This is a genomic window from Corynebacterium sp. LK26, assembly GCF_014335085.1.
In the GTDB taxonomy this organism is placed as follows: domain Bacteria; phylum Actinomycetota; class Actinomycetes; order Mycobacteriales; family Mycobacteriaceae; genus Corynebacterium; species Corynebacterium jeikeium_D.
This window is the reverse complement of record NZ_PDHB01000016.1, coordinates 23,034-48,920: the sequence shown is the minus strand read 5'-3', so window position 1 is coordinate 48,920 and position 25,887 is coordinate 23,034. Positions and strand designations below refer to the sequence as shown.

25 protein-coding genes and 1 tRNA gene are annotated in these 25,887 nt (G+C 58.0%); 14 read left to right on the top strand and 12 right to left on the bottom strand.

Annotated features, from left to right (window positions below; all coding sequences use genetic code 11):
- The first annotated feature begins 112 nt into the window (after window positions 1-112).
- The 3 genes from CRD13_RS08525 to CRD13_RS08515 all read left to right on the top strand — a co-directional run bounded on the left by CRD13_RS08525 (window position 113) and on the right by CRD13_RS08515 (window position 3,747).
- Entirely contained in the window at window positions 113-1,753 is a 1,641-nt protein-coding gene (locus tag CRD13_RS08525; RefSeq protein ID WP_016423282.1) for an acyl-CoA carboxylase subunit beta, read from the top strand.
- A gap of 108 nt (window positions 1,754-1,861) precedes the next feature.
- Window positions 1,862-3,490, top strand: a complete 1,629-nt coding sequence (locus CRD13_RS08520) for an acyl-CoA carboxylase subunit beta (protein WP_016423283.1) — start codon at window positions 1,862-1,864, stop codon at window positions 3,488-3,490.
- Window positions 3,487-3,747, top strand: a complete 261-nt coding sequence (locus CRD13_RS08515; protein WP_187401521.1) for an acyl-CoA carboxylase subunit epsilon — start codon at window positions 3,487-3,489, stop codon at window positions 3,745-3,747. The genes CRD13_RS08520 and CRD13_RS08515 overlap by 4 nt, the downstream gene beginning before the upstream one ends.
- 136 nt (window positions 3,748-3,883) lie before the next feature.
- Here CRD13_RS08515 and CRD13_RS08510 read toward each other — a convergent pair whose 3' ends face one another.
- Together CRD13_RS08510 and CRD13_RS08505 are read right to left on the bottom strand one after the other, a co-directional pair.
- A complete protein-coding gene (locus tag CRD13_RS08510; protein WP_016423285.1) occupies window positions 3,884-4,426 on the bottom strand; it encodes a hypothetical protein in 543 nt (180 codons plus the stop codon).
- 2 nt (window positions 4,427-4,428) lie between these two features.
- Window positions 4,429-4,641, bottom strand: coding sequence for a helix-turn-helix transcriptional regulator (locus CRD13_RS08505; protein ID WP_042388872.1), 213 nt, complete (start codon window positions 4,639-4,641; stop codon window positions 4,429-4,431).
- A 159-nt stretch (window positions 4,642-4,800) separates the two neighbouring features.
- Here CRD13_RS08505 and CRD13_RS08500 point away from each other — a divergent pair, with 159 nt between their 5' ends.
- Complete coding sequence (locus CRD13_RS08500; protein WP_016423286.1) at window positions 4,801-5,403, top strand: nucleoside triphosphate pyrophosphatase; 603 nt, start codon at window positions 4,801-4,803, stop codon at window positions 5,401-5,403.
- Window positions 5,404-5,469: 66 nt separating this feature from the next.
- On the opposite strand, the gene CRD13_RS08495 is transcribed toward CRD13_RS08500, so the two are convergent.
- Window positions 5,470-6,528 (bottom strand): Cj0069 family protein, encoded by a 1,059-nt coding sequence (locus CRD13_RS08495; protein WP_016423287.1) that lies wholly within the window; start codon window positions 6,526-6,528, stop codon window positions 5,470-5,472.
- Between the two features lie 363 nt (window positions 6,529-6,891).
- Here CRD13_RS08495 and CRD13_RS08490 point away from each other — a divergent pair, with 363 nt between their 5' ends.
- The 3 genes from CRD13_RS08490 (at window position 6,892) to CRD13_RS08480 (ending at window position 10,503) form a co-directional block, all read left to right on the top strand.
- A complete protein-coding gene (locus CRD13_RS08490) occupies window positions 6,892-7,776 on the top strand; it encodes a sulfurtransferase (RefSeq protein ID WP_049189714.1) in 885 nt (294 codons plus the stop codon).
- A 420-nt stretch (window positions 7,777-8,196) separates the two neighbouring features.
- A complete protein-coding gene (locus CRD13_RS08485) occupies window positions 8,197-9,984 on the top strand; it encodes an acetyl/propionyl/methylcrotonyl-CoA carboxylase subunit alpha (protein WP_042388874.1) in 1,788 nt (595 codons plus the stop codon).
- Window positions 9,985-10,101: 117 nt separating this feature from the next.
- On the top strand, window positions 10,102-10,503 hold the full coding sequence (locus CRD13_RS08480; protein WP_042388876.1) for a hypothetical protein: 402 nt from the start codon (window positions 10,102-10,104) through the stop codon (window positions 10,501-10,503).
- Window positions 10,504-10,533: 30 nt separating this feature from the next.
- Here CRD13_RS08480 and cobF read toward each other — a convergent pair whose 3' ends face one another.
- A complete protein-coding gene (gene cobF / locus CRD13_RS08475) occupies window positions 10,534-11,382 on the bottom strand; it encodes a precorrin-6A synthase (deacetylating) (RefSeq protein WP_222866700.1) in 849 nt (282 codons plus the stop codon).
- Window positions 11,333-11,614: a hypothetical protein gene (locus CRD13_RS08470; RefSeq protein ID WP_016423292.1), complete on the bottom strand. Its 282-nt coding sequence runs from the start codon at window positions 11,612-11,614 to the stop codon at window positions 11,333-11,335. The genes cobF and CRD13_RS08470 overlap by 50 nt, the downstream gene beginning before the upstream one ends.
- Before the next feature lie 275 nt (window positions 11,615-11,889).
- Here CRD13_RS08470 and CRD13_RS08465 point away from each other — a divergent pair.
- Together CRD13_RS08465 and CRD13_RS08460 are read left to right on the top strand one after the other, a co-directional pair.
- A tRNA-Arg gene (locus tag CRD13_RS08465) sits at window positions 11,890-11,962 on the top strand.
- A 197-nt stretch (window positions 11,963-12,159) separates the two neighbouring features.
- Window positions 12,160-13,020 carry a siderophore-interacting protein gene (locus tag CRD13_RS08460; RefSeq protein WP_016423293.1) on the top strand — a complete coding sequence of 287 codons (861 nt, stop codon included), beginning with the start codon at window positions 12,160-12,162 and terminating at the stop codon, window positions 13,018-13,020.
- Window positions 13,021-13,034: 14 nt separating this feature from the next.
- Here the strand turns inward: CRD13_RS08460 and CRD13_RS08455 are convergent, their stop codons facing one another.
- Window positions 13,035-13,610: an RDD family protein gene (locus CRD13_RS08455; protein WP_070545928.1), complete on the bottom strand. Its 576-nt coding sequence runs from the start codon at window positions 13,608-13,610 to the stop codon at window positions 13,035-13,037.
- Window positions 13,611-13,891: 281 nt separating this feature from the next.
- On the opposite strand from CRD13_RS08455, the gene CRD13_RS08450 reads away from it, so the two are divergent.
- Window positions 13,892-14,527, top strand: a complete 636-nt coding sequence (locus CRD13_RS08450) for a hypothetical protein (protein WP_048733659.1) — start codon at window positions 13,892-13,894, stop codon at window positions 14,525-14,527.
- 185 nt (window positions 14,528-14,712) lie between these two features.
- Here the strand turns inward: CRD13_RS08450 and gcvT are convergent, their stop codons facing one another.
- From gcvT to CRD13_RS08420, 6 genes are all read right to left on the bottom strand, one after another.
- Window positions 14,713-15,885 carry a glycine cleavage system aminomethyltransferase GcvT gene (gcvT, locus tag CRD13_RS08445; RefSeq protein ID WP_016423296.1) on the bottom strand — a complete coding sequence of 391 codons (1,173 nt, stop codon included), beginning with the start codon at window positions 15,883-15,885 and terminating at the stop codon, window positions 14,713-14,715.
- Window positions 15,886-16,164: 279 nt separating this feature from the next.
- Window positions 16,165-17,817 (bottom strand): cation acetate symporter, encoded by a 1,653-nt coding sequence (locus tag CRD13_RS08440; protein WP_016423297.1) that lies wholly within the window; start codon window positions 17,815-17,817, stop codon window positions 16,165-16,167.
- Window positions 17,818-17,819: 2 nt separating this feature from the next.
- Window positions 17,820-18,197, bottom strand: coding sequence for a DUF485 domain-containing protein (locus CRD13_RS08435; protein ID WP_016423298.1), 378 nt, complete (start codon window positions 18,195-18,197; stop codon window positions 17,820-17,822).
- Between the two features lie 226 nt (window positions 18,198-18,423).
- Window positions 18,424-20,877, bottom strand: coding sequence for an HAD-IC family P-type ATPase (locus CRD13_RS08430; protein ID WP_016423299.1), 2,454 nt, complete (start codon window positions 20,875-20,877; stop codon window positions 18,424-18,426).
- A 41-nt stretch (window positions 20,878-20,918) separates the two neighbouring features.
- Window positions 20,919-21,671: an enoyl-CoA hydratase gene (locus tag CRD13_RS08425; RefSeq protein WP_016423300.1), complete on the bottom strand. Its 753-nt coding sequence runs from the start codon at window positions 21,669-21,671 to the stop codon at window positions 20,919-20,921.
- Window positions 21,672-21,732: 61 nt separating this feature from the next.
- Window positions 21,733-22,599: an aldo/keto reductase gene (locus CRD13_RS08420; RefSeq protein WP_187401520.1), complete on the bottom strand. Its 867-nt coding sequence runs from the start codon at window positions 22,597-22,599 to the stop codon at window positions 21,733-21,735.
- Window positions 22,600-22,732: 133 nt separating this feature from the next.
- Between CRD13_RS08420 and CRD13_RS08415 the strand changes: the two genes are divergently transcribed.
- From CRD13_RS08415 to CRD13_RS08400, 4 genes are read left to right on the top strand one after another with little or no spacing between them, the layout of a single operon-like run.
- Window positions 22,733-22,996: a helix-turn-helix transcriptional regulator gene (locus tag CRD13_RS08415; RefSeq protein WP_042388879.1), complete on the top strand. Its 264-nt coding sequence runs from the start codon at window positions 22,733-22,735 to the stop codon at window positions 22,994-22,996.
- A gap of 2 nt (window positions 22,997-22,998) precedes the next feature.
- Window positions 22,999-23,568, top strand: coding sequence for a hypothetical protein (locus CRD13_RS08410; protein ID WP_016423302.1), 570 nt, complete (start codon window positions 22,999-23,001; stop codon window positions 23,566-23,568).
- A gap of 59 nt (window positions 23,569-23,627) precedes the next feature.
- Window positions 23,628-24,533: an ABC transporter ATP-binding protein gene (locus tag CRD13_RS08405; RefSeq protein ID WP_187401519.1), complete on the top strand. Its 906-nt coding sequence runs from the start codon at window positions 23,628-23,630 to the stop codon at window positions 24,531-24,533.
- Entirely contained in the window at window positions 24,530-25,795 is a 1,266-nt protein-coding gene (locus tag CRD13_RS08400; protein ID WP_016423304.1) for an ABC transporter permease, read from the top strand. The genes CRD13_RS08405 and CRD13_RS08400 overlap by 4 nt, the downstream gene beginning before the upstream one ends.
- The last annotated feature ends 92 nt before the right edge of the window (window positions 25,796-25,887 follow it).

Below are 25,887 nucleotides of genomic sequence, written 5' to 3'. Positions count from 1 at the left end.
CGCCATGGCCGGATTCACTGAGTCGTGACCTTTCTCAAGAGCTCGACAGCGTGAGAATCATCACAGCTCGCCTGCTTTACTATTTTCCTTCCCAAACACTACATTCCATAACATGACTATTTCCTCACGTTTGGCGGCGGAGCAACACACCACCGCTTTTCTCAATGAAGACCTTCTACGCCGACGCACTGCTGCACTGACTCCGATGGGGTCGCGGGGCTACGACAAGCTCAAACTGACTGAGCGCATGAATGCCCGCGAGCGCATTGACTACCTGCTGGACGAAGGATCTTTTGTCGAATTTGATGCGCTAGCCCGCCACCGCACTACCGCATTTGGGATGGAAGCCAAACGCCCCGTGACCGACGGAATCATCACCGGCTGGGGAACCATAGACGGCCGTGAGGTCTGCATCTTCTCTCAGGACGGCACAATCTTCGGTGGTGCACTCGGAGAGGTCTACGGCGAAAAGATGGTCAAGATTCAGGAACTTGCCATCACTACCGGCCGCCCCCTTATTGGCATGTACGAAGGCGCCGGCGCCCGCATCCAAGATGGCGCAGTCTCACTGGACTTTATTGCCCAGACGTTCCACCACAACGTTCGCGCCAGCGGCGTCATTCCGCAGATTTCAGTCATTTTTGGTGCCTGTGCGGGCGGAAATGCCTACTCCCCAGCACTGACGGACTTCGTTGTCATGGTGGAGGAAAGCTCCCGTATGTTCGTCACCGGCCCTGACGTAATCGAAACAGTCACTGGCGAAAAAATCAGCCAGCACGAGCTCGGCGGCGCCGACACCCATATGGAGATCGCCGGAAACTCCCACTACACCGCCACTAGCGAGCAGGATGGACTCGACTGGGTCTGCGATTTGCTGGACTACCTCCCCAACAACACAACCTCCCCCGCGCCCAGCTGGGATTCCGATGCCAGTGACGAAATCACCGACACTGATCGCACCCTCGACAGTCTCATTCCCGACAGCCCATCCACGCCGTACGACGTGCATGAAGTCATCTACGCGCTTTGCGACGATGCGGAGTTCCTGGAAATCCAGGAAAACCGGGCAGCCAATGTCGTAATTGGCCTTGGCCGTCTCAATGGTCAATCTGTTGGGTTTGTCGCTAATCAGCCCATGGAATTCGCGGGCTGCCTAGATATCGATGCAGCGGAGAAGGCCGCGCGATTCGTCCGAACCTGCGATTGTTTCAACATTCCACTCGTCTTTCTCGTAGACGTACCCGGCTTTCTCCCCGGTTCAAATCAAGAACACCAGGGAATTCTGCGCCGTGGCGCTAAATTGCTCTATGCGTATGCAGAAGCAACCGTTCCTAAAATCACCGTCACCATGCGCAAGGCCTATGGCGGTGCTTATTGCGTGATGGGGTCAAAGGGGCTCGGCGCGGATGTAAATCTGGCTTGGCCGACGGCACAGATCGCCGTGATGGGCGCCTCTGGCGCAGTACGCTTCCTCCATCGTGCCGAGATTCGAACCGCCACCGAAGCAGCTCTCGCAGCAGATCCAGCGGCCGATAGATTTGGCACTCCCGAGAGTGTGAAAGAACTCATTGCTGAACTGGAAATGGGATACGAGCAACACATGCTCACGCCTTATCGTGCCGCCGAACGGGGGTTAATTGATGAAGTCATCCTCCCCTCCGAGACACGAACTCGAGTGATAAAAAATCTGCGCCTGCTAACTTCAAAGAAAGTACCGTGGCCTGCGCGCAAGCACGGCAATATTCCACTGTAAGAGCAGGCTTTTTGCTGTACAACGAGCTAGTCATTACCCCTACTTTTGTTAACAGCGATTGCCCCCCCCAACTACCTCCCCCCGTTTTCGAAACGTAAACTAGTTGGTATGACGACTGCCGCAAATACATCAACCGGTGAAACCCCGGATTTGACCACTACTGCTGGAAAGCTGGCCGATCTGCGAGCCCGTCTCGCAGAGACCCAGGCTCCAATGGGCCAGGCCAGCATTGACCGCGTCCACGACAAGGGCAAGATGACCGCTCGTGAGCGCATCGAGTTCCTCTTGGACGAGGGCTCGTTCGTGGAGGTTGACGCTCTCGCACGTCACCGCTCCAAGAACTTCGGCCTCGACGCCAAGCGCCCTGTCACTGACGGTGTTGTGACAGGCTACGGCACCATCGATGGCCGCCAGGTCTGTGTCTTCTCGCAGGACGGCGCCATCTTCGGTGGCGCGCTCGGTGAAGTCTACGGTGAAAAGATTGTCAAGATCATGGATCTGGCCATCAAGACCGGTGTCCCAATTATCGGCATCAACGAGGGTGCTGGTGCCCGCATCCAAGAGGGCGTTGTTTCCCTCGGCCTCTACTCCCAGATTTTCTTCCGAAACACCCAGGCTTCTGGTGTTATTCCACAGATCTCCCTGATCATGGGCGCCTGCGCTGGTGGCCACGTCTACTCCCCGGCTCTGACCGACTTCATTGTCATGGTCGATGGCACTTCCAAGATGTTCATCACCGGCCCGGACGTTATTAAGACCGTCACTGGCGAAGAGGTCACACAGGAAGAGCTGGGTGGCGCTGGTACTCACATGAGCACCTCCGGTACTTCGCACTACACCGCCGCTGATGACGAAGACGCTCTGACTTTCGTTCAGGAATTAGTCAGCTACCTGCCGTCCAACAACCGCGCTGAGGCTCCTCGCATGGAGGCTGAGCCGTTCGAGGGCTCCATCGCTGACAACATCACTGAGACTGACCTCGAGCTCGACACGCTGATTCCGGACTCCCCAAACCAGCCGTACGACATCAAGGACGTCATCACCCGTCTGGTCGACGACGAGGACTTCCTGGAAATTCAGGAGGACTACGCACAGAACGTGGTCATCGGCTTCGGTCGCGTGGAGGGTCGCTCGGTCGGTTTCGTCGCCAACCAGCCGATTCAGTTCGCTGGCTGCCTCGACATCAAGGCATCCGAGAAGGCGGCTCGCTTCGTCCGCACCTGTGACGCCTTCAACATTCCGATCATCATGCTGGTTGACGTTCCAGGCTTCCTGCCGGGCACCAACCAAGAGTTCGACGGCATCATCCGCCGTGGCGCCAAGCTGTTGTACGCATATGCTGAGGCCACCGTCCCGAAGATTACCGTCATCACCCGTAAGGCCTACGGCGGAGCTTACTGTGTGATGGGCTCCAAGGACATGGGCGCTGACATCAACCTGGCATGGCCGACCGCTCAGATTGCGGTCATGGGTGCTTCCGGCGCTGTCGGCTTCATCTACCGCAAGGAGCTCAAGGCTGCTGCGGCCGAGGGCAAGGATGTCGTCGCACTGCAGAAGGAGTACGAGGCAGAGTACGAGGCCACCCTGGTCAACCCGTACATGGCTGCTGAGCGCGGCTTCATCGACGCCGTTATCCCGCCGAGCGAGACCCGCGGCCAGATCATCGAGGGTCTGCGTCTACTGGATCGCAAGGTTGTTAACGTACCCGCCAAGAAGCATGGGAACATTCCGCTGTGACCGATTCCAAAAACCCCCCAGCAACCGAAGACAAGGACGCCGCTACAGCCCCGGCTGCACCGTTCATGTCCGTCCTCAAGGGCAACCCGTCTGACGCTGAAACTGCCACGCTCGCGCTTTTGTTCGCAGGTATGGCAGCAGCCGGCGGCGCCCCAGAGGACCGCGGCCCGCGCAACAACTGGGGTCGGCTGGAAGAGGGTTTCCACCAGCCGCACCAGCACGTACCGGGCACGTTCCGCAACGTCCATTTCTACTAGTACAGCTACCGCTTAGCGCGTAGTCGTTACCGCACGCTAGCTGCGTCGATTCGCTAGCACAAAGCGCCACCATCGGGTTTTCCGATGGTGGCGCTTTGGTTTTTGTTACTGCCTTAGCCTTGACCACTGCTTATTACTAGCGTTGTTCACCCAGCGACTCGCCATCAAACTCGTCATCGAGCTCCCGGTCCAGCCGACGCTGATCACGGTTGCGAGCTACCGGCCACACCACCTTGAACAGGAAATACACAAACGCCAGACCGATGGCAGCACCCACCACAGCGCCGGCAATGAATCCCCACGATTCCGATAGTGCCCCACCAGCGCTTGCCTCAGAGAGCAATTGCACTCTGATAAAACCAATCAGCCACAGCCCAATGACGGCTACGAGTGCTGCAATCTCGCCTTTTGTAAGACCATTAATCTTCGGCATTGGCACTTGACGTCGCAACCACCGCTGCGAAAACAGGAGTCCAACCAGCGGCATCAAGATGATTGCCACTGTCACGCCCACCATCTTTGGCTCTGGAATGAGCCAAATCAGTACCGTTGCAAGCACGTAGTTAGCCCACATCATCATTGTGAACCCGTACGTGTAGGACTTATGCAGCAACATCTGCTGATACTCATCGTCCACCGTGGCGCTGTTGCGTTCAATTACGACATCCGCATAGGACATTGTCAGTATCCTTCCTCACCAAAAATTTCTTCGACTGTTTTTCCCAGGACCTTGCAGATACGCAACGCCAAATACACCGAAGGCGAGTAATTTCCCCGCTCGATATTTGCAATGGTTTGCCGCGAGACCTCCACCTGCGCGGCTAAATCCGCTTGGCTCAGCTCCAACCAGCGTCGGTATCTCCTGACCTGGTTCGAACGTTCTTCCCCACTCATCTGTGTACTTTCTTTAACTTGATGTCCACTTTACTTTACATCACTAGAAGGCAGCTGCCATCTAAAAAAATCTGCCTGTTCTTACAATCGGGCCAACCCCACGCATGTTTGCCACAAAAATTAGGCTTTACGATTCCGCCCTCACTAAAATCACTAACTATGAGCAGCCCCCGAATCGTCTTGGCTTCCACTTCCCCTTCGCGACTGCACATTCTCCGCTCTGCAGGCATCGAGCCCATCACAGTAGCGCCCAACGTCGACGAGGATGCCGTAATCACAGCCCTTCCGGACGCATCGCCGGTACGCATCGTCGAGGAACTCGCGCAGGCCAAGGCACACGCTGCCTCTCCGGCCTACCCCAATGACATTGTCATTGGCGGGGATTCAATGCTGCTTCTCGACGGGCAGTTGCAGGGCAAGCCCCACACGGAAGAAAAGACCATTGAGCGCTGGCATCAACAGAGTGGCCGGACGGCTGAGCTGATTACTGGTCACTGTGTCGTGACACCAAAGGGCGAGCACCTTGAGGTGGCGATTACTTCCCTCGATTTCGCTGAAGTCCCAGAAGAGGACATCCGTGCCTACGCTGCGACGGGCGAGCCGCTGAAGTGCGCTGGCGCGTTTACTTTGGAGGCTCTAGGCGGCTGGTTTGTCGATGGCATCAATGGCGACTCATCCAGTGTGATCGGACTGTCGCTACCTGTCGTGCGCCGAGCTCTGTATCGCTACGGCTATTCGGTCTCCCAGTTCTGGAATCGGTAGGCATCGCAAGAACCGTCGAAAAGCAAAAACCGCACCAATTTGGTGCGGTTTTCCTAGCTGTTGAGACTACTTGTTAGCAGCCTCAACGCGCTTGATGGCCTCCTGAGCAACAAGCTCCTGGATACCCATATCCAGCTCGGAGGTGAAGCCAACACAGGAGCAGTTGATCTCGCCGAGAACGTAGGTGTCCTCGCCGTTCTCGCCGTCTGCCAGCATGAAATCAGCGGTCCAGATCAGCGGGATATTGTCGCCACCGAGGTTCTCGGCAATGACCGGGCGAGCCTCAGCAAACATGTCGATGAGGTCCTGCCACTCTTCCGGCTTGTTGTAGGTGTACTTCGCGCCAGAGAACAAGGTTGCGGAGAAAGCGTCGCCGCCCTCGGCCGGCTTCTTGTGAACCACGAAGACCGGGTGCGGGCCGACCAGCAGAATGCGAATTTCGCCTTCGGTGATGCGCGGCATGAAGCGCATGTCCACAAGCATGCCGTTATCGCCGATGATGTACTGGTCGCAGAAATCCATGAACTCGCCGAGCTCACGAGTCTCAGTGTGATTGTCCACGGCCTCGGTGCACTTCAGCTTGGTGTTTAGCGGCAGCGGGGTGCCCGGCTCAACGTTCTTAGCAACCTCTTCGTCAGCGATGCGCACGCGCCAGATGCCGGATCCGGTGGAGCCACGGTTCTGCTTAAGGACGCGCTCGCCGTAGGACAGGGAGGTCGGGAAAGTGCTGTGGAATGCCTCGACGTCGTAGTAAGCAGCGGTGTCAGACGGAACCAGGTCAGTATCCTTGAGCTTGACCAGTGCGTCCTTTGCGCCGTAGGCCATCATCTCGCCCGGGGTGGACATACCAACCAAACCAGCGACCGAGAGACTGGTCAGAAGCTCGAAGTAGCCCCTCTCACCACCCGGGATGTTGCCCGGGTTTACGCGGGAGATGTAGCCGTCGAAGTTCTGGGAGACGTAGTCGTACAGGTCGTCCTTCCACTCCGGTCGGTAGTAGACGACCTCAGCGGACCAACCGGCTTCGCGGATAGCGTTGACGATTGGCATGGTGTCCTTGCGGTGTCCGTCGAAGTACTTGTCCGAGCCGCCCTCGATCTCGAATACAACAATGTTCTTGTGCACAGGCACTCCTTTTAAGAAAATACATGGACTTCCGGCACTCAATTGTCTCCGTAACGCAGCGAATACCCAGGCAGATAGCCCATTTCAGCCCATTTTCCAGTGATACGAATCAACACAGTTTTTGCGCTAACTCTCAGCTAAATTTTAGGGCACTACCTGGACTCCAAGCGCGCTGAAAACACTGCTTTTACCCCCAACTGTGAGGCGTATCCCAGGGTGGCCGCGGACGCAATTGTTGCCGTCGGAAAGCGCTCACACTGGGGACTATTCCGCCGTTCGCCACGCGACCCGTAAACTAGATATGCAATTGACGATAAACGTCAGAAAGTCCCACCCACCCAACTTGCGCCAAGGGAGTATCCGATGGCTGTTCCGCACGACCCGCACCCCCAGTTCCAGCAGTACGCCCACCCTGAGCGCCTCGTCTCTAGCTCCTGGCTTGCTGCCCGACTGGGCTCTCCCGGTCTGCGCGTTGTTGAATCCGACGAGGACTCACTGCTCTACGACATTGGACATATTCCGGGCGCGGTTCGCATCGACTGGCATCACGACCTTAACGATCCCGTGCGCCGCGACTATATCGACGCCGAAGGCTTTGCCGAGCTCATGCGCGAGAAGGGCATCTCGCGCGATGACACCGTCGTAATCTACGGCGACAAGTCCAACTGGTGGGCCGCCTACACACTCTGGGTCTTCGAGCTTTTTGGGCATCCCGACGTGCGCCTGCTTAACGGTGGCCGCGATGCCTGGATGACTGAAGAACGAGACACGAGCTTCGAGGTCCCCAATTACCCACGCACTGACTACCCTGTCGTCGAGCGCGACGACAAGACACTGCGCGCCTACTTCAGCGATACACGTGAGCTCATTGGAAAGGCTCCGATTATCGACGTGCGCACTCCGGAGGAGTATGCCGGTGCACGAACCCACATGGTCGATTACCCACAGGAAGGCGTCCTGCGTGGTGGCCACATTCCAACCGCGGTAAACATTCCATGGAATCAGTCCGTTCACCCGAACTCGCGTTTCCGCGATCGCGAAGAGCTCGAGCAGATTTACGCGCACGTCCAATTTGAAGATGAGGCGATTGTCTACTGCCGCATCGGCGAGCGCTCCGCGCACACCTGGTTTGTACTGCACCACCTGCTCGGCCACGAGAATGTTCGCAACTACGACGGCTCGTGGGTTGAGTGGGGCAATATGATTGGCATGCCCATTGCCCACGGTTCGGAGCCGGGAAGCCTGTAGGCGATCGACGCAACCGGTGGGCGCTTCCCCCACCGTTTTTCCAGCGTCAGCGGCTGACGCTACACCGGAGATTTAGTTTCCCCCTGCCGCCCCCAATCAAGGGGGCGGCTCTTGCACTCTTGGGTGATAATTTTAACCACAAACCTAGGTTTTTGGGCGGAAAATAGCCACTTCAGCTGCCCCCATAACCACTTGAACGCTGCTCAAGACCACAATCCCTACCCCCTTATGTAGCGAGCAAAAAGAGGTTGCTTACCGCACCTGTGACACAATGGAGACATTGGGTCACACGCTGTTAGCTACCGCGTGGTGAACCGCATTGCGGTTCACCACTCAGTTAACTGCAGTGCTGCTTGTGATTCCTACAAATGACTGTCGCAACCTTGCCCCGAGGGCCAATTCTCGGGGTGCCCACGAAAAATGGAGGATTTCGTGTCCGAGCAGACCACTGAAAAAATCACGAAGGTTCTCGTCGCCAACCGTGGCGAGATTGCCGTTCGCGTTATTCGCGCTGCGAAGGACGCCGGCATTCCTTCCGTCGCCGTTTACGCTGAGCCGGATGCGGACGCTCCTTTCGTGACCATGGCGGATGAGGCTTTTGCTCTCGGTGGCACCACTTCCGCTGAGTCCTACCTAGTTTTCGACAAGATTCTGGACGCCGCAAAGAAGTCCGGCGCTAATGCCATCCACCCGGGATACGGCTTCCTGTCGGAGAACGGCGACTTCGCTGAGGCTGTTGAGAACGCTGGCCTGATCTGGATTGGCCCGTCACCAGAGTCCATCCGCGCCCTGGGCGACAAGGTCACCGCTCGTCACATCGCGCTGAAGGCTGACGCTCCAATGGCTCCAGGCACCAAGGAGCCAGTTAAGGATGCAGACGAGGTCGTCGCGTTCGCTAAGGAGCACGGTCTGCCAATCGCCATTAAGGCCGCTTTCGGTGGCGGTGGCCGCGGCATGAAGGTCGCACACAAGATGGAAGAGGTCGCCGACCTCTACGAGTCCGCTACCCGTGAGGCCGTTGCGGCCTTCGGTCGCGGTGAGTGCTTCGTAGAGCGCTACCTGGACAAGGCACGCCACGTCGAGTGCCAGGTTCTCGCTGATAAGCACGGCAACGTCGTTGTCGCCTCCACCCGTGACTGCTCGCTACAGCGTCGTTTCCAGAAGCTCGTCGAGGAAGCACCCGCTCCGTTCCTGACCCCAGAGCAGGATGAGCGCCTGCGCCAGTCCGCTAAGGACATCTGCCGCGAGGCTGGCTACTACGGTGCGGGCACCGTTGAGTACCTGGTTGGCGCTGACGGTCTGATTAACTTCCTCGAGGTCAACACTCGTCTACAGGTGGAGCACCCGGTCACCGAGGAAATTACCGGCCTCGATCTGGTCCGCGAGCAGTTCCGCATTGCTGAAGGCAAGGAACTGTCCATCAAGGAAGACCCGGAGATGCGCGGTCACGCTTTCGAGTTCCGCATCAACGGCGAGGACGCCGGCAGCAACTTCATGCCGGCTCCGGGCACCATCACCAAGTACGTCGAACCGTCCGGCCCGGGTGTCCGCATGGACACCGGCATCAAGGAGGGCGACGTCATCGGCGGCCAGTTCGACTCCATGCTGGCCAAGCTGATTGTTTGGGGCGAGACCCGCGAAGAGGCCCTACGCCGCTCCGCTCGTGCTCTGTCCGAGTACCAGGTTGAGGGCCTGGCAACGGTCATTCCGTTCCACCGCCACATTGTGGAGAACCCGGCGTTTGTCGGCGATGGCGAGAAGTTTGACGTCTACACCAAGTGGATTGAAGAGGAATGGGACAACCCGATTGCTCCGTACGACGGTGACTCCGACGCTGACACCGACACCGTTCCGGCTCAGAAGGTTGTCGTCGAGATCGACGGTCGCCGCGTCGAGGTAGCCCTGCCGGGCGACCTGGCTCTGGGCGGCGGCAACGCTGGTGCCAAGAAGAAGAGCAAGAAGAAGCGCGCTGGCGGTTCCAAGAAGGCCGCTTCCGGTGACGCTGTGGTTGCTCCGATGCAGGGCACCGTCATCAAGGTCAACGTCGAAGAGGGCCAGGAAGTCTCCGAGGGTGACACCGTGGTTGTCCTTGAGGCCATGAAGATGGAAAACCCAGTCAAGGCTCACAAGGACGGCGTTGTCACGGGTCTGGCTACCGAGGCTGGCTCAGGTGTCGGCAAGGGCGATGTCCTGATGGAACTGAAGTAGTTCTAAAGCTCTAAGCGGGGCTGGTTGCGATGGGATTCGCAGCCAGCCCCGCTTGATTCTTTTCAGCCCCTCCCCCGGCGCCCTTAAACACTGTTCAGGACGTCTAGAGTGGACGGTATGGAACCCATGGAAGTAAATGCCGGCCGCTTCTACTGCCGTCCGCTGCGCCACGATTCCCGCGTCGATGACGCCCCGGTCGCAACCCAATTACTCACAGAATTGGCCCCTGACTCCGTCGCCGAGTTCCTTCGGAACTCCACCACCGAGTGGGAAAACGACACCGCCTACCGCTTTGCGGTTGCTGAGCAGACGAACGTCGAGATGCTCGCACTAGCAACCGTCGAGGTCATCAATGCCGACCACGTCAGCATCACCGTCCGTCCCGCAGGCGATCCCGCACGCGTGTTGCCTAACGACGATCAGGTCCTCACCAAGGTAACCGTCGCCGACGGCGTCGAAGCCGCCGAAAAAGCCCTCCACCGATGGGCAGAGGGCTTCTTGGGCAAGAAAGTCAGCTAGCCGAACTGGCACCGCTGCGACTGCTCAGTCCTAGGCGCCGGAACGCAGCAGGTAGATATCCATAATCCAACCGTGCTCCGCACGGAGCTTCTTTTTCAGCTCCGCAATCTCTTCGCCGACGTCGCCAACGCGACCACGGCGGAGCGTCTCCAGCTCCGTTCCCAGGAATGCACCCCAGAGAATCTCTTCCTCCGGGTCCGCGTGCTCGAGCCAGGCTGCACCGCCATCGAGCATCACCACCGCATCCATGCCAGGCGCACGCTCCCCCAGGCGCCGACCAGTGGTAATCAATACCGGCTTACCAATCTGGTTCAGGCACTCTCCATGCGCTGCGGTCAGCGCGGAAATCGCCGTCACACTGGGGATAACTCGCGAGCGCACGTCCAGCCCAAGGTCGCGGACGCGCTGCAAAATCCGCAATGTTGAGTCATACAAGGAGGGGTCACCCCAGACCAAGAACGCACCGCGGCGCTTGCCCTCTCGTCCGAGGTGAGCGGCGAAGGCGTCGGCAAGCAGCTCTGCACGGCGCTGATGCCAGTCACGGACGACTGCGCCGTAGTTATCGGGCGTGCGGTCACGTGGCGGGTCGGGAACGGTAACGAGTTCGACATGCGGCGCATGCTTATCGACGATCGCCTGTCGCGCAGCCAACAAGTCCGCTTTGGCATCACCCTTGTCGAGAGCAAAAACTACGTCGACATCAGCAAGAGCGCCGATAGCCTCGAGCGTAATGTGGCTCGGACTACCGGCGCCGATTCCGATGACGTCTACATCGACATATCCGCTGTATACAGGGCTCTCGGCCTGAGTGCGGGCGGCGTCGTTTCGACTAGTGATTGGTCGGATCTCCCTCGTAACCGAACTGTTCAGCCATCTCATCTGGAGACAGGCCAGCCATCGAACCCTGGAGGTTAGCCGAAGCGGCCTGCTTCAAGTAAATCTCGCAAGCGTTGGCCATGTACTTGGAGTCGTACACGTTCATCTCCAGAATCGGAGTCAAAGAGCCATCATCTTCCATGCGCGAAACCAAAAGGTGCGGCTTGTCCGAGTCCGTGGTCATGGAGCACTTAATCTTGACACCGTTGACATCCGTGAAAGTTGGCTTAATCATATTGTCATCCTCCTCCAAAACAGCGACCGGAAAATAAGTAGCGCTGTTGCGACCGCAAGCGCAAGAAAGTCGCTCGTTATAAACCATGTTAGCCAGATTCCGGGCGGCACCGCCGAGCACAAAAGCACATGGGGGTAATAGCGAGCTTCCTGCATGTTTGCGTGTCAGGTCGAGGACCCAATTGCCACTAGAGCTCGCAGATGCGTTAAAGTGATGAAGTAATTTTCCGGCCGCCGAGAATGTGTTTTCACGGCTGTTTTACCCGGAAGATGATTGCCCTAGTAGCTCAGTGGATAGAGCACGGCTCTCCTAAAGCCGGTGTCGGAGGTTCGATTCCTCTCTGGGGCACAAATACCCTCGTGACCTTTTACATATAGGGCGCGAGGGTTCTTTGTTTTTCTCACGACCGGCCACTACGCCCCCTCCTGAGAACGCATCACCCAGCAATTTCCAGAAACACTTGTGTTAGGCTTACCTAATCACGTGGCGTGTAGACTTCCGCCAGTACAAAACAGCCCAAGACTTGTTGAAGGACAGTGACAACTATGGCTGGCCTAGCTAAAGCAGCAGCACCGAAGCGTAAGCCCCGTAAGGCACACGAGGCAACAGTTACTGGACGTCGCCAGATTTCCCCAGACCTTGTTCGTTTGAGCATGAACTCGCCTGCATTTGTGGGCAAGGAGCTGGAGTTTACCGACCATTACATCAAATTATTGTTTGTGCCAGAGGACGCTGATTACTCCTGGCCGTTCGATATTGCGAAAATTCGCGCCGAACAGCCGCGAGACAAACTGCCAATCACCCGCACATACACTCTGATTAATGTGGACTCCGAAACCGGCGACTTTGACGTCGACTTCGTCACCCACGGCGATTCCGGCCTGGCTGGACCGTGGGCACGCGTAGCCGAAATCGGAGACAAGCGTGGCTTCTTAGGGCCAGGAGGCGCATGGGGACCTGCAGCAGAATATGAACACTTTGTACTCGCCGGAGACGAGTCCGCAGCGCCAGCTATCAGCGCCGGACTGAAGCACCTCCCAGCAGGCACGACCGCAACCGCATACATCGAAATCGAGTCCGAAGATCGGAAGTTTGAGCTCCCAACCCGAGAGGGTGTGGAAGTCCATTGGGTCCTCCGCAACGGCGCAACCCACGGCACAGAGCTATCCCGCGCAGTGCGCGAGGCGGGCATTCCAGAAGGTAAGAAAACTAGCTGGTTCATCCACGGTGTCGCCGAGATGATCAAGGAATTGCGCCGCTTCCTCTTCGTCGAATCTGAGATCCCGAAGAAAGACGTTTCCATTTCTGGCTACTGGCGTATCGGTATGACCGAAGACCAGTGGCAGTCTTCTAAACGAGAATTCAACGCTGAGGTTGAGGCCGAGGAGGAAAGAGCCAGGGCCTGACGCTTGCTCGAACGTTAGCGCTCGCTACGCCTTTCAACAACGACGCGTTTTCCTGCCAACCAGTCGAATGGGTGCCAGCGGCAAACAGCAACCCAAATCATCAGGACACCAAAAAACAGTTCAACGTTTGGCTCAAAACCCGTAGGCAAGAAAATCAGCGACAATAGGTAACAATTACGTACCGCTGCCCGCCAACCTCTGTGCCAAGAATCGTCTCCTGATTCGAGCTCCGATGTTCCCTCTGGCTGAGCGACTTCGAACGGAGTTGCCCCAGAGTCTGCTTTCCGCGCTGGAACAACGTGTAGCAAAAATGCGCTTTTACCAAACGTCTGTTCACCGCGAGCCTCTGCAACCACGCGCACAAAGAAAAAGACAGCTGGGAATATGACACCATACAAAATCCTGAACTCTGGCGGACTCGGCAGCGCCCAGTTCGCCATGGCTGCTTCCCACGCAAGTTTGCCAAGTGCCATAATGATGGCAACAAAGATTCCTACAAGGAACGAATCCAGTATCCACGCGCCACTGCGCCGAGCGAACAAATCCGCATTACTCTTTACGGGGAATCGATTCGGGGTGCGCCGATACATGGGACACACGCTATCAAAACCACTTATGACTTCACAGACGAATTGCCTTTCCCTACCGCACCCGTTCTGCCACGATTAGAAGCATCCAGTATGCAAATCGAAAAGTTGACTGTATAGTTGCCGGTTGAATCAACCTATCTATTGGGTGTCAGCAACTACCTTGCCAATAACTTGGCAAGTTCCCCTATAGCTGGCACCCCCAGTGGTTTTTCAGGAGACGCCGCCCCAGAAAGCCGAGAATTAAACCACGCGACGCAGGCCCGAGAAGCCCAGAAAGTGAGATGGATGTGAATACGCGAACTCAGCTGTCAGCCGTACAGCACCCTAAACTCACTGCCGTCCGGCGCAAGAACCGCCGGCAGCTGGCGCTGGCCTGCTGCTTCCTCACCTTCGCAGCCACGGCCACCAGCTGCGCCAACAGCGAAAGCGAGGAGGTTGCCGCGACGCAAACCTCGTCGTCAAGCCAACTTACTACGGTGTCGACGACGAGTTCGCCGACGACGACCGGACCAAAGGTTCGAGAAGGCGGTACGCCGCGCATCGGGCAGCTGTGCCCGAACCAGACCGGGGAAATACGAATGAGCGCCAACGGCCAGAATCTTGAATGCGCACAAGTCGGCGAGCAGGAAGTATGGACGGTGCTGCAGCAAACCCCCGCGAACCCGACATCGCAGCAAATGTGGATTTCCACTACTCCGACGACCACTGAGCCACTGCCTCAGGAACCTGAGCCGACGACTCCGAGCGAGAGCACAACGGAGACAAGTGAGACGGAGAGCTCGACGACCTCTGATACTTCCACGCCGCCCGATACTTCAACGACTCCGACAACCTCCGGCGAGCCGACAGAATCGGAATCGGAGCAGGAAGAGCAGCCAAGCGAAGATAATCATGGGCTCACCGGCCTGTTCCGCTAGGTTCGTCTCTGGCTGCGAGGTTCGTCGGCTCGGGACTTAGTTAGGTAAGGTGCGCTAGCTCGCCCTAAAAACCAAAATCCGCTGCAACAATACTGCAGCGGATTTTTTATTTACCCAACAGATACGAAGAGACGAACCTGAACAGATCTGAGCCCGCCACAATGCGGCGGAGCACCCGCGCTCCCCTACTTGCGGTGACGGCGATTGTAGAACGGCGTCGGAACGACGGTGGCGGTAATGTCGGCGCCTTCAACGGTCAGCTCCGTGCCAGTGGAGGACTGCCAACGCTGAACGTATGCAAAACCGATGGGGTGCCCCAAAGTCGGCGACACCTTGGCGGAAGTCAGCACGCCAACCTCGTTACCTTCCGCATCAATGAGCTTGGTGCCACGCTTGGGAGCTTCATCACCGGAGAAACGCAGACCAACCAGTAGCTCCTTCGACTGCGGACGATTAATCAGTGCGTTGCGACCAATAAACTGCCCCTTGGTCGGCCCCATGATGGACTTCAGGCCGGCCTCCAGCGGAGTGCGGTCGCGAGTCAGCTCGTAGCCATAGAGCGGCATACCAGCCTCAAGACGCAGGGTGTCGCGGCAGGCCAGACCACACGGCAGCAGGCCGAGGTCAGCGCCGTTGTCAGCCGGATCCTCCGGGTTTTCCACCTTGCCACCTGCTGCAATGATTGCACGCCAGACCTCGACGGCGCGGTCAGCCGGCGGGAAGATCTCGAAGCCGTCCTCACCGGTGTAGCCGGTTCGGGCAACAATCATTTCCACACCTGCGACCTCGAGCAGAGTGCAAGAGTAGTAGTTCATGCCATCGAGAGTCGCGTGCAGATCCTGTGGCAACAGACGGCGCAGAAGCTTCGCAGCCTTCGGCCCTTGAATGGCCAGGAGCACATTCTTGTCATTCATGCGCTCAACCTCGACGTTGTAGCCACCAACGCGCTCGCGCAGCGTCGAGTACACATCTTCAGCGGCTGCGGCATTCTGCACCAGCATGAATTCGTGACTACCGAGGCGGTAAATGATGAGGTCATCAATAATGCCGCCGTCTTCCTGCACAATCATGGTGTACTTGGCACGACCCAACGCCAGCGGCTTGATTGCCGAAATCAGGGAGTGTGCAAGGAACGCCGCCGCATCCTCACCAGTGACGCGGATGATACCCATCAGCGACAGGTCGAAAACACCAACGGCCTCACGCACTGCGTTGTGCTCTGCAATTTCCGAAGAGTAGCGGAACGGCACTTCGTAGCCACCAACATTGCGCATTTCTGCGCCAAGGCTTACGTGCTCATCATGCAGGGCGCTACGGAAAGAATTGTTGTTCTCAGAAGCGCCAGAATTGTCAGTCATACACACTCCAATTATTGCGGTGGGGCAAACCAGATTGTTACCTTCCCACCTTATATCTAAGACTCCGTGCTCGCTTCCGCGAGCCCCTGCGGAGCCAGGGCAACAGGCCCGTCCATTAACTATCATGCACTGATTCGCACACGCTTGACGACGACCCCGCGGCCACCACAAAGGCCCCGCTACCAGTGACGATAACGGGGCCCTTGCATTTGTCTATTCAGTTAATTGCGATTGGCTGAGCTGTTCGGGCAGCGTTGCCAGCCAAGGACGCAGTGGTTATTAGTGATCAACCGCAGCCTCGGTGCCAACACCGGTCAGGGAGCGAACTTCCATCTCAGCTGCCAGGTCATCGAAGTTATCCGGCTTGCCCATGTAGGTGGCGATGATGCCAGCCAGGAACGCCAGCGGGATTGCGAGCAGACCCGGCGACGTCAGCGGGAACCAGGAGAAGTCAACCGACGGAATCATCGAGGACTCGCTGCCGGAAACTGCCGGGGAGAAGATAATCAGAACCAGCGAGGCGATGACACCGGTGTACATGGAGGCAACTGCGCCTGCGGTGTTGAAGCGCTTCCAGAACAGGGACATCAGGATGGTTGGTACGTTTGCGGATGCTGCCACTGCGAAGGCCAGCGACACCAAGAAGGCGACGTTCTGCCCCATGGCCAGGATGCCGAGGATAATGGCGACAACGCCCAGCACGATTACGGTAATGCGGGAGACACGAACCTGCTCGGCTTCCGTGGCCTGTCCCTTGCGGATCACGGCCTGGTAGAGGTCCTGGCCGACAGACGCGGAAGCGGTAATTGCCAGACCAGCGACCACGGCCAGCACGGTAGCGAACGCCACTGCGGAAATCACTGCCATGAAGATGGAGCCACCGATTTCGAAGGCCAGCAGCGGAGCTGCAGCGTTGGCTCCGCCCGGGGCGGCGTTGATTCGGTCCGGACCAACAAGTGCGGCGGCGCCGTAACCGAGTACCAGGGTCAACAGGTAGAAACCACCGATGAGGATGATTGCCCAGGTCACGGACTTACGAGCTTCCTTTGCAGTCGGCACCGTGTAGAAGCGCATGAGCACGTGCGGCAGACCAGCAACACCGAGGACCAGTGCCAGGCCCAGAGAGACGAAGTCCAGCTGCTGAACGAAGGAGCCGCCGTACTTCAGACCCGGCTCAAGAATGGCGGAGGCTTCGTAGCCCTTCTCGGCGATGTGATCCGAGCTCGCGTGCATGTCCACTGCGTCCTGCAGGAGCTGGGAGAAGTTACCCTTAACGCCAACCAGGATGATCAGGGTCATGATGATGACAGCACCGACCAGCAGGACGGCCTTAATCATCTGCACGTAAGTCGTGCCCTTCATACCACCGATGAGAACGTAAGCAACCATGATGATGCCGACGACCGCGACAACGATGGACTGCTGAGTGGAGTCGTGAATGTTGAGCAGCACGGCGACCAGGGAACCTGCACCGGCCATCTGCGCGATGAGGTAGAACAGGGTCACCGCGAGGGTCGAGATAGCAGCCGCAGTACGTACCGGGCGCTGCTTAAGACGGAAGGACAGCACGTCGGCCATGGTGAACTTACCGACGTTACGCAGCGGCTCTGCAACCAACAGCAGCGCGACCAGCCAGGCTACGAAGAAGCCGATGGAGTAAAGGAATCCATCGTAACCAGTCAGCGCGATGGCGCCGACGATACCGAGGAAGGAAGCCGCCGAGAGGTAGTCACCTGCAATGGCAAGACCGTTTTGGGTACCGGAGAACTGTGCACCACCGGTGTAGAAGTCCGATGCTCCCTTGTTTCCGCCCTTGCCCACTCGAGTAACGATGAACATGGTCGCAACAATGAAGGCGACGAAGACCGCGATGTTGAGAATCGGGTTACCTGCTGCTGCAGTGTCATCTGCAGCAAAGAAACTGGTCAGCATGTCTATGCCTCCTTCTTTGCGACGATTTCAGCGATTTCTCCGCTTTCCAGTGCCTCGCGCAGCTCTGCCTGCATCGGCTCAAGCTTCTTGTTGGCGAAGTTGATGTACACCCAGGTGATGGCGAAGGTGGTCACGAACTGGAGCAGACCAAGGACGATGCCCAGGTTGATATTGCCCAGTACGGGAGTCGCCATGAGGTCTGGCGCGAACGTCGCAAACAGAACGAATGCGATGTACCACACCAGACCTGCGACGGTCATCGGGATGGCGAAAGAACGGAATGTAGAGCGGAGCTCTTGGAACTGCGCTGAGTTTTGCACGTAGCGGTACTCGGCCGCCTGTGGCTTATGCCGGTCTGCCGGCAAGGGAGTTGCGGACACGGGCTAATCCTTTCCAGGAAGTTATGCAGGTGTTCGTAATGAGGTCCAGCACAGCCACCCCGAGGGTGTGCCATGCACCACATTTTTCATTATGTGTGGAAACAAAGTTACCTGGAACACAGTTAGCAAAGAAGTTAAATGCGGCTAACTACTTCTCAGCGAGCCTTAAGGCACCCCCAAAAACGCCATTACCTGCATACTTAGGCGCCGTTTTTACTACCCCCATTTACGCCGTTGTACTCGTGTTCTCCGCTTCTTCCGGCAATGGCTTACTCTGACGCCACCACCACAGCGCTTCGATAATGACCGCGCCGATGGCCCCCACGATCAGCGCGGGAATCAACAGCTCCCGCCCTACCCAGTACAGATTAAGCACTGTGGCCACTGAACGAACCGAGAAGATGAACAGGTAGGCTCCTGCCGATACCGCCAGCAACAGAACCTTCCACCAGGTGTATGGCCTAGCCACGACCACCAAAACCCAAAATGCCGAAACAATCAGCACAATGAGGGTCGCAGTAGACGCCTCCCCTCGTGCCTCATCGCTGGCGTCGACTCCCGGGTTTGCCCACAACCAAAACATGAAGGTCAACAACCCCACCGTGATGCCCGCCGGTATCGCTAAGCGCAACACGCGCCGCACGAAACCATCGCGCGCACGCTCCAAGTTAGGAGCCAACGACAGCACGAACGCCGGGATTCCAATTGTGAACCAACCCGTAATCGTCACGTGAATCGGCTCGAATGGATAATCCATCCCCCACAGCCCCACAGCCAGCGCCAGCACCACCGAGTAGATGGTCTTCGTCAAAAAGAGGTTGGCCACACGCTCGATATTGCCAATGACGCGACGCCCCTCCGCCACAATCATCGGCATCATGGCGAAGCGATTATCCAACAGCACCAACTGCGCAACCGAACGTGTCGCCGGCGCCCCATCCCCCATAGCCACGCCCAGGTTCGCCGCTTTCAGCGCCAGCACATCATTGACACCATCACCGGTCATCGCCACATGATGCCCCCGCGACTGCAGCGCATGAACCATATCGCGCTTATTCTCCGCCGTGACACGGCCGAAGATCTGCCGCGACTCCACAATGTCTGCGAACTCGTTGCGGATCTCGGTGGGCTTGGCTTCGCTATTCTCATCGCGGCTGACCGGAAGCTCAGACGCATCGACAGGATTGTTAGCCCCCTCCATTTCCAGCTCACGTGCAACAGCCCCCACGGAGCGGTCATTGTCACCAGAAATGACCTTGACCTCGATGCCTTCTTCATAGAAGTAGGCCACCGTGTCCGCCGCATCGGAACGCACCTTCTGCCCCAGCACGACAAGTGCGACTGGCTCCAACTCCACCTCGCCACTCTTCCGCAGCGCACCGCCGGGCAGGTCATCTGCCCCAACTGAGGTCCGCGCGAGCAGGAGCACACGAAGTCCTTTCTCCATAAGCTCCCGAGCTTTCTGCATGCCGACCGCGGAGTCGTCGACAAGCACATCGGGCGCGCCGAAAACCCACGTCGCACCGCCGTGATACGTCAGCGCCGACCACTTATTCGCCGAGGTAAAGGGGCGGGTTTTGGTTTGTTCATGCTTTACGACGTCCCCTGCGTCCGCAAGTCCATCGAGCAGTGCACGAGCCGTTGCGTTGGGGCGATCGTCGAGCTTGCACAGATCGATGAGTGCGGAGTCGACCTCATCGCGGGAGGTACCGTCACCCGATACGATGTCGACTTCCACTAGCTGCATCGCATTTTCGGTGAGCGTGCCAGTTTTGTCGACACACACGGTGTCGACACGCGCGAGACCTTCGATGGCGGGCAACTCATTGACCAGCACGCGATGTCGCCCCAAGCGCACCACCCCAAGGGCAAATGCGATGGTGGTCATGAGGACAAGCCCCTCAGGGACCATGGGCACCAGCGTGGCGACCATCCCCAGCAGCGCATCGTTGAAATCATCGCCGGCGACAAAGAGCTGCGTATAGATTGCCAAGGCGCCGACGGGAATGAGAATCCAGGAAATGTAGGTCAGGATCTTGTTGATGCCGCGGAAGAGCTGGGAATCAGTCAGCGTGAATTTGTTGGCCTCAGCTGCGAGCTTGGCGGCGTAAGCCTCCTTGCCCACTTTGGTGGCCTGATATCGCGCCGACCCCACCACGACCGAGGAACCCGAGTAGACCATGTCCCCAACGCTCTTATCGACGGCATCGGATTCACCGGTGAGAGAGGACTCATCGACAGCCACGTCAGAGGCGTAGCGGAGAATACCGTCAACGACGATTTGGTCACCGGGACCAACCTCGATGAGATCGTCGAGGACGACGGACTCGCGGTCGATCTCGCGAGCAGGCTCCCCGTCGCGAATGACCATGGGTTTTGCACGGCCGACAATGGAAAGCTTGTCCAGTGTGCGCTTGGCACGCAGTTCTTGGATGATGCCGACGATAGAGTTGGCGATAATCAGCAGACCAAAGGCACCGTTGACGATTGAGCCGGTATAGAGCACGACTGCGAATAAAACAGCGAGAATACCGTTAATCCGGGTAAACACATTGGCACGGATAATGTCCCACACACTGCGCCCGGATGTTGGCGGCAGCTCGTTGACGTGCCCCAACTCGATGCGTTGCTGGACCTGCTGTTGAGTAAGACCACTGTCGGGAGTTTTCCACGAGCCCATGCCTGCCTACCCTATTCGCCTAATTGCTGAACCTATTCGACCTATTTGCCAATGAAATTTGGTTCGCGCTTTTCGGCTCGCGCCTTCGATGCCTCCGCAGCATCCTCGGAAGCCCACACCGTGTTGTAGAGCTCCTGCTGGTAGTCCTTCAACGGGCTATGCGTCTCATCGTCGTTGAGCACTGCCTTGTGGTAGGCCAGCGACAGGGGCGCGTAGGTGGCGATACGAAGCGCTACCTCCTCCGCCTTGTCCGGACCACCGAGGTAGGAAGCCAGACCGCAACCGCGGGCGGCTTCCTGATCCATGCGCTCGGCCGCCAACAGAATAGTGCGGGCACGGGCACCGCCGACGAGGACGCGCACGCGGCGAATTGTCCAGGCATCGACAGCGATACCGAGCTTGACCGGCGGAATCATAAACCAGCCGCGCTCACCCACGACGCGCAAATCGGCCGCCATCGCCAGCTGCATCCCAGCGCCGACAGCCGGCCCCTGCACATCCGCTATAACCACCAGACGGCTGGCCTCGATTGTGCGCAGCATTCGACGGAGCTGTTCGTGGAAGGAATCTTCATGGTGCTGGCCACTCAGGTCGGCGCCCGCACAGAAAGCGCGGCCTTCGCCGCGCAGCAGGATAACGCGCTGCTCTGGAACCTCAGCGGCAGCTTCCACCGCATCGGCGATGTCACGACACACGTCGGCAGTCAGGGAGTTGCGCTTATGATCTCGGTCGATGGTGATAGTGACAATTGCGCCGTCGGCTTCGACGCGGATTTCAGATGCTGGGTTCGTCATAGCATTTAGGCTACCCGCGAAACACCAATAGTGATGGGGCTATAAGCAAATCTAAATTCGCTTATTCGTTGCCGAATACCCGCGGGTCGCCGCTCAGGCGCCCGTCGGCACGCGCCATCGACGCAATCGTTTCCATGTCCTCGTCGGTGAGTTCAAAGTCGGTGACCTGAAAGTTCTCCTTGATGCGCGACGGCGTGCCCGACTTCGGGATGGCCACGATGCCACGCTGAAGGTGCCAGCGGATAGCAACTTGGGCGGGAGTTTTACCCAGGCGATCTGCGATTTCAGCAATCGGCGAGCCCTCAAAGTACTTCGCGCGCCCCAACGGCGACCAAGCCTGCGTGACAATACCGCGGCGACGATCATCTACAACCTGCTCATCCTGCGGGAACTGCGGATGCAGCTCAATCTGATTGACCACCGGAACCTCGGAGAGCTGGTCGAGGACCTCTGGGTAGAAGTTCGCCACACCAACCGAGCGAATCAGCCCCTCGCGCTTGAGCTCTAGCAGCGTGTCGAAGCACTGCCCAAACGTCCCCTGCTTCTCCACCGGCCAGTGCACAAGCACCAGGTCAACATAGTCAAGGCCGAGCCGCTCCAAAGATGCCTGCACGGATTCGCGCGTCGCCGCCGTCTCCTGCGCATCGTTCCAGACCTTCGTGGTCACGAAGATATCTTCACGCTTTACGACGTTCGCAGCGACCGCATCAGCAATACCCTGCCCAACCCCTCGCTCATTGCGATAGAGCGATGCGGTGTCGATGTGGCGGTAGCCGATTTCCAGGGCGTAGCGCACGGATTCGCGCGCCTGCTCATCGTCAAGCTTGTAGGTACCGAACCCCAGAATCGGGATGGCGTTGCCATCGACCATTTCCACGTTGGCAATTCCGGTTGTCGCTGCATCGTACTTCAGATTGAGTGTGGTCATGCCAACCGAGTGTACGGACTGAAAATTTTTTAGATTTTTTCTACCCCGCTGACCTGCGGTTTAGAAAGGTGAGTGCGCTTCATTTTGTTGCAAACAGTTGACGTAGCGTTGTGTTTATATAACACTTTGGAGTGTGTCCCCAAAGATTAAACCCAAAGAACCGATATTCAACAGAATTTCAGTGCTGCGGGCAGAACACGGACTCAGCCGAGCCGAACTAGCCAAACAAGTAGAGGTCAATCCTCAAACGATTGGCGCGTTGGAGCGAGGTGACCACTACCCCAGCTTGGATCTGGCATTTCGCATCTGCGCGGTGTTCGATCTCCCCGTTGAGGCGGTGTTTTCTCGCGAGGAATTCAAGCCCATGTCCTCTGCCCTATACCGAAAGGAAAGCTAACGATGCCAGCTATTCGGACTGAAGACGCAACACCGAACTTTTTCGAAAAGCTAGAAGCCCGGCGCGAAGCGAAGTACACAAAGCGTGTCGAGCAGATGTCGAGCTGGTTGCCCAAGTGGCGCAACCAGGCGGCGCGGCGGAAGCTGGTCATCGCATTCGAGGTGTGCCTTGTGCTGATGCTGCTGAGCGGCATCGCGCTTCTCGGTAGCCTGACCGATATTTTCCCGGGATGGCTTTCTCTGCTCTGGCCAGTGATTTCCCTCATTATGGTCGTCGTCTGGACCAGCCTCAACATCACAGTCGACATGGTTGACAGCGCACCGACCTCGCTACTGGACGAATACCAGCAGGAACAGATTCTGAACCTGCGGGGGCTGACATATCGCTGCTTCACCTACTTCGGCTTGGTGACCTTCCTCGCTCTCGTTCTGGTGGGCACCTATGTCCTGAACGCGCAACCTGACTGGGGACACTACATTCCGTACAGCTTCGGAATCTTCGGAATTATCGCTTTCCTCTACATTTCCACGCTGCCCACCGTCGTCTACGCCTGGAATCTGCGCGACGACTAGTACGGGCTCAAAAACTCATATCCCTCCTCTGCCCTTCACTCCTCAATCTAAGGATCACCATGAACAGCCTCATTATTGACGGGCTTGAGAAGTCCTACGGAGACCTGCAGGTTCTCCGTGGCATGAGCTTCCAAGTTCACCCTGGAGAAATCTACGGCTTCGTCGGCTCTAACGGTGCCGGCAAGACCACCACTATGCGCATTGCCCTGGGCGTGCTGGCCACCGATAAAGGCGAGGTACGCATCGGCGATACCCCGATGAATGACTCGCTGCGCCGCACGATTGGCTACATGCCAGAAGAACGCGGCCTCTACCCAAAGGATGAGGTCCGCAAGCAGCTGATTTACTTTGCTCGCATACACGGTGTGCCCACCAAGCGCGCGGAATCCAACGCCGACAACTTGTTGGAGCGCCTCGGTCTCACCGAGCGCGCCAACGACAAGGTCGACACGCTCTCGCTCGGCAATCAGCAGCGCGTGCAGCTGGCAGCCTCCCTCGTCCACGACCCAGAAATACTAGTCCTCGACGAGCCCTTCTCTGGTCTCGACCCAGTTGCGGTCAAGGTGATGAGCTCCGTACTCAAGGAGTACGCCGACCGCGGCACCCCGATTGTGTTCTCTTCCCACCAGCTCGACCTTGTCGAGCGCATGTGTGACCGCGTCGGCATCATCCGCGACGGCCGCATGCTCGTGGAAGGCACTGTTGATGAGCTGCGAGCACGGGGCCCACGGGCTTTCGTCGTCAAGCTCGATGGTGCGCCCCAGGATTGGGCGACCTCCGTCGAGGGCGTGACAAGCGTGGAGCGTGATACCCATGGTGCCACCGTCGTTCACCTCGATTCCAACGCCCCCGCCGACACCGACCAGAAGCTGCTACACAGCGCGATGGCAGCGGGAACGGTCCGTTCGTTTGGACCTCTGCAAATTCCACTTACCGAGCTCTACCAGGAGGCCGTACAGCAATGAGCACCAACACTTACAACGCCTCAACGGCCGTCAAGACTGTTTTCGTCCGCGAACTCCGCGAGCATCTGCTGAAGAAAAGCTCGCTAATCACGCTCATCATCATGGCAGTGGCGGCCGTCGGCGGTATCTTCGTTGCCGACTACATGACCTCCAAGTCCGATAATGACACCGTAAAAATCGCGGTCGTCGGAGAAGCGCCGTTCGCGGACTCTCTCGCCGACGCTACCGCCGAAATAAAGGATGCTGAAGGCGCGGATGCCGCAGCCGGCGCATTTGCCACAGCATCGCTCTCACCGTTGGAGATTACGTCCGCGGCAGACGACAAGGCCGCTCGCGCTGCCGTCACCGACGGCGACGCCGACGCCGCTCTCGTCCCCGACACCGCAGAAGGCAAGGAGGGCTCGTGGAAGCTGCTTGCCGACGACGCCCCATCCTGGCTGGCCCCAATGCTGCAGGAATCGCTGCAGAAACAAAATGAAGCCATGCTGCTCAGCGAAAACGGAATCAACCCCAGCGAGTTTTTCTCCAAGACTCAAAGCGCAGCCGTGTCGGTGGAGTCGCTGGATGAAGCCAAAGACGAGAAGATGCCCGCAGTGGTCATCACACTGATTGGTGTGATGGTCATGATGACCGCCATCCTCGTCTTCGGCGGCGCGGTGGCCACCAGCGTCATCGAGGAGAAGTCCTCCCGCGTCATCGAGATCATTCTCTCGACCGTTCGCCCGGCGCACCTGCTGGCTGGCAAGATCCTCGGCGCCGGTCTGGCTGGCATCATCATGATGAGCGTGCTGACCGCCAGCGCCGCAGTTGCCCTCATGATTACCGGATTGGCGGAGAGCTTCGATGTGCCGTGGTCCGCAGTCTGGCTGCTGGTCCCGTGCTTCATCCTCGGTTACTTCTTCTTCGCCGCGCTGTATGCAGCCTCCGCATCCTTGGTCAGCCGTATGGAAGATTTCCAGGGCGCACAGATGCCGGTACTGGTCTTCTCGCTGATCACGATGTATGTTCCGCTGTTTGGCTGGAGCAAGCTGGACTCTACCGTCATGCAGATTGCAGCGTGGATTCCACCGGTTTCCATCACCACTGCCCCGATGCAGTACGCCGTTGGCAACTTCTCCGCACTCCAGTTGGCGGCTTCGCTGCTAATCATGGTTGTGGGAGTAGCCGCAGTCATCGCACTCGCCGCCTGGATCTACCCGCGCAATGTCCTGCGCACCGGTGCCGCGGTCAGCTGGAAGAAGGCTCTGACAGCCAAGAGCTAGCCCCAGCCCTGCCCAAAAGAGCGTGGCTCCTTCGGCCACGGTCACCTAAAACCGAATAATCGTCAATCGCGTAGTTTGCTCAGCGCACCTTA

Bases quoted from the DNA above. Each gene is read 5' to 3' on its own strand.
- CRD13_RS08500 (WP_016423286.1), top strand. From the start codon at position 4,801: ATGAGCAGCCCCCGAATCGTCTTGGCTTCCACTTCCCCTTCGCGACTG.
- gcvT (WP_016423296.1), bottom strand. From the start codon at position 15,885: ATGACTGACAATTCTGGCGCTTCTGAGAACAACAATTCTTTCCGTAGC.
- CRD13_RS08405 (WP_187401519.1), top strand. From the start codon at position 23,628: ATGAACAGCCTCATTATTGACGGGCTTGAGAAGTCCTACGGAGACCTG.
- CRD13_RS08455 (WP_070545928.1), bottom strand. From the start codon at position 13,610: ATGTATCGGCGCACCCCGAATCGATTCCCCGTAAAGAGTAATGCGGAT.
- CRD13_RS08450 (WP_048733659.1), top strand. From the start codon at position 13,892: ATGGATGTGAATACGCGAACTCAGCTGTCAGCCGTACAGCACCCTAAA.
- CRD13_RS08485 (WP_042388874.1), top strand. From the start codon at position 8,197: ATGGAGGATTTCGTGTCCGAGCAGACCACTGAAAAAATCACGAAGGTT.
- CRD13_RS08460 (WP_016423293.1), top strand. From the start codon at position 12,160: ATGGCTGGCCTAGCTAAAGCAGCAGCACCGAAGCGTAAGCCCCGTAAG.
- CRD13_RS08510 (WP_016423285.1), bottom strand. From the start codon at position 4,426: ATGTCCTATGCGGATGTCGTAATTGAACGCAACAGCGCCACGGTGGAC.
- CRD13_RS08420 (WP_187401520.1), bottom strand. From the start codon at position 22,599: ATGACCACACTCAATCTGAAGTACGATGCAGCGACAACCGGAATTGCC.
- CRD13_RS08520 (WP_016423283.1), top strand. From the start codon at position 1,862: ATGACGACTGCCGCAAATACATCAACCGGTGAAACCCCGGATTTGACC.
- CRD13_RS08505 (WP_042388872.1), bottom strand. From the start codon at position 4,641: ATGAGTGGGGAAGAACGTTCGAACCAGGTCAGGAGATACCGACGCTGG.
- CRD13_RS08440 (WP_016423297.1), bottom strand. From the start codon at position 17,817: ATGCTGACCAGTTTCTTTGCTGCAGATGACACTGCAGCAGCAGGTAAC.
- CRD13_RS08470 (WP_016423292.1), bottom strand. From the start codon at position 11,614: ATGATTAAGCCAACTTTCACGGATGTCAACGGTGTCAAGATTAAGTGC.
- CRD13_RS08490 (WP_049189714.1), top strand. From the start codon at position 6,892: ATGGCTGTTCCGCACGACCCGCACCCCCAGTTCCAGCAGTACGCCCAC.
- CRD13_RS08525 (WP_016423282.1), top strand. From the start codon at position 113: ATGACTATTTCCTCACGTTTGGCGGCGGAGCAACACACCACCGCTTTT.
- CRD13_RS08430 (WP_016423299.1), bottom strand. From the start codon at position 20,877: ATGGGCTCGTGGAAAACTCCCGACAGTGGTCTTACTCAACAGCAGGTC.
- CRD13_RS08480 (WP_042388876.1), top strand. From the start codon at position 10,102: ATGGAACCCATGGAAGTAAATGCCGGCCGCTTCTACTGCCGTCCGCTG.
- CRD13_RS08400 (WP_016423304.1), top strand. From the start codon at position 24,530: ATGAGCACCAACACTTACAACGCCTCAACGGCCGTCAAGACTGTTTTC.
- CRD13_RS08410 (WP_016423302.1), top strand. From the start codon at position 22,999: ATGCCAGCTATTCGGACTGAAGACGCAACACCGAACTTTTTCGAAAAG.
- cobF (WP_222866700.1), bottom strand. From the start codon at position 11,382: ATGAGATGGCTGAACAGTTCGGTTACGAGGGAGATCCGACCAATCACT.
- CRD13_RS08425 (WP_016423300.1), bottom strand. From the start codon at position 21,671: ATGACGAACCCAGCATCTGAAATCCGCGTCGAAGCCGACGGCGCAATT.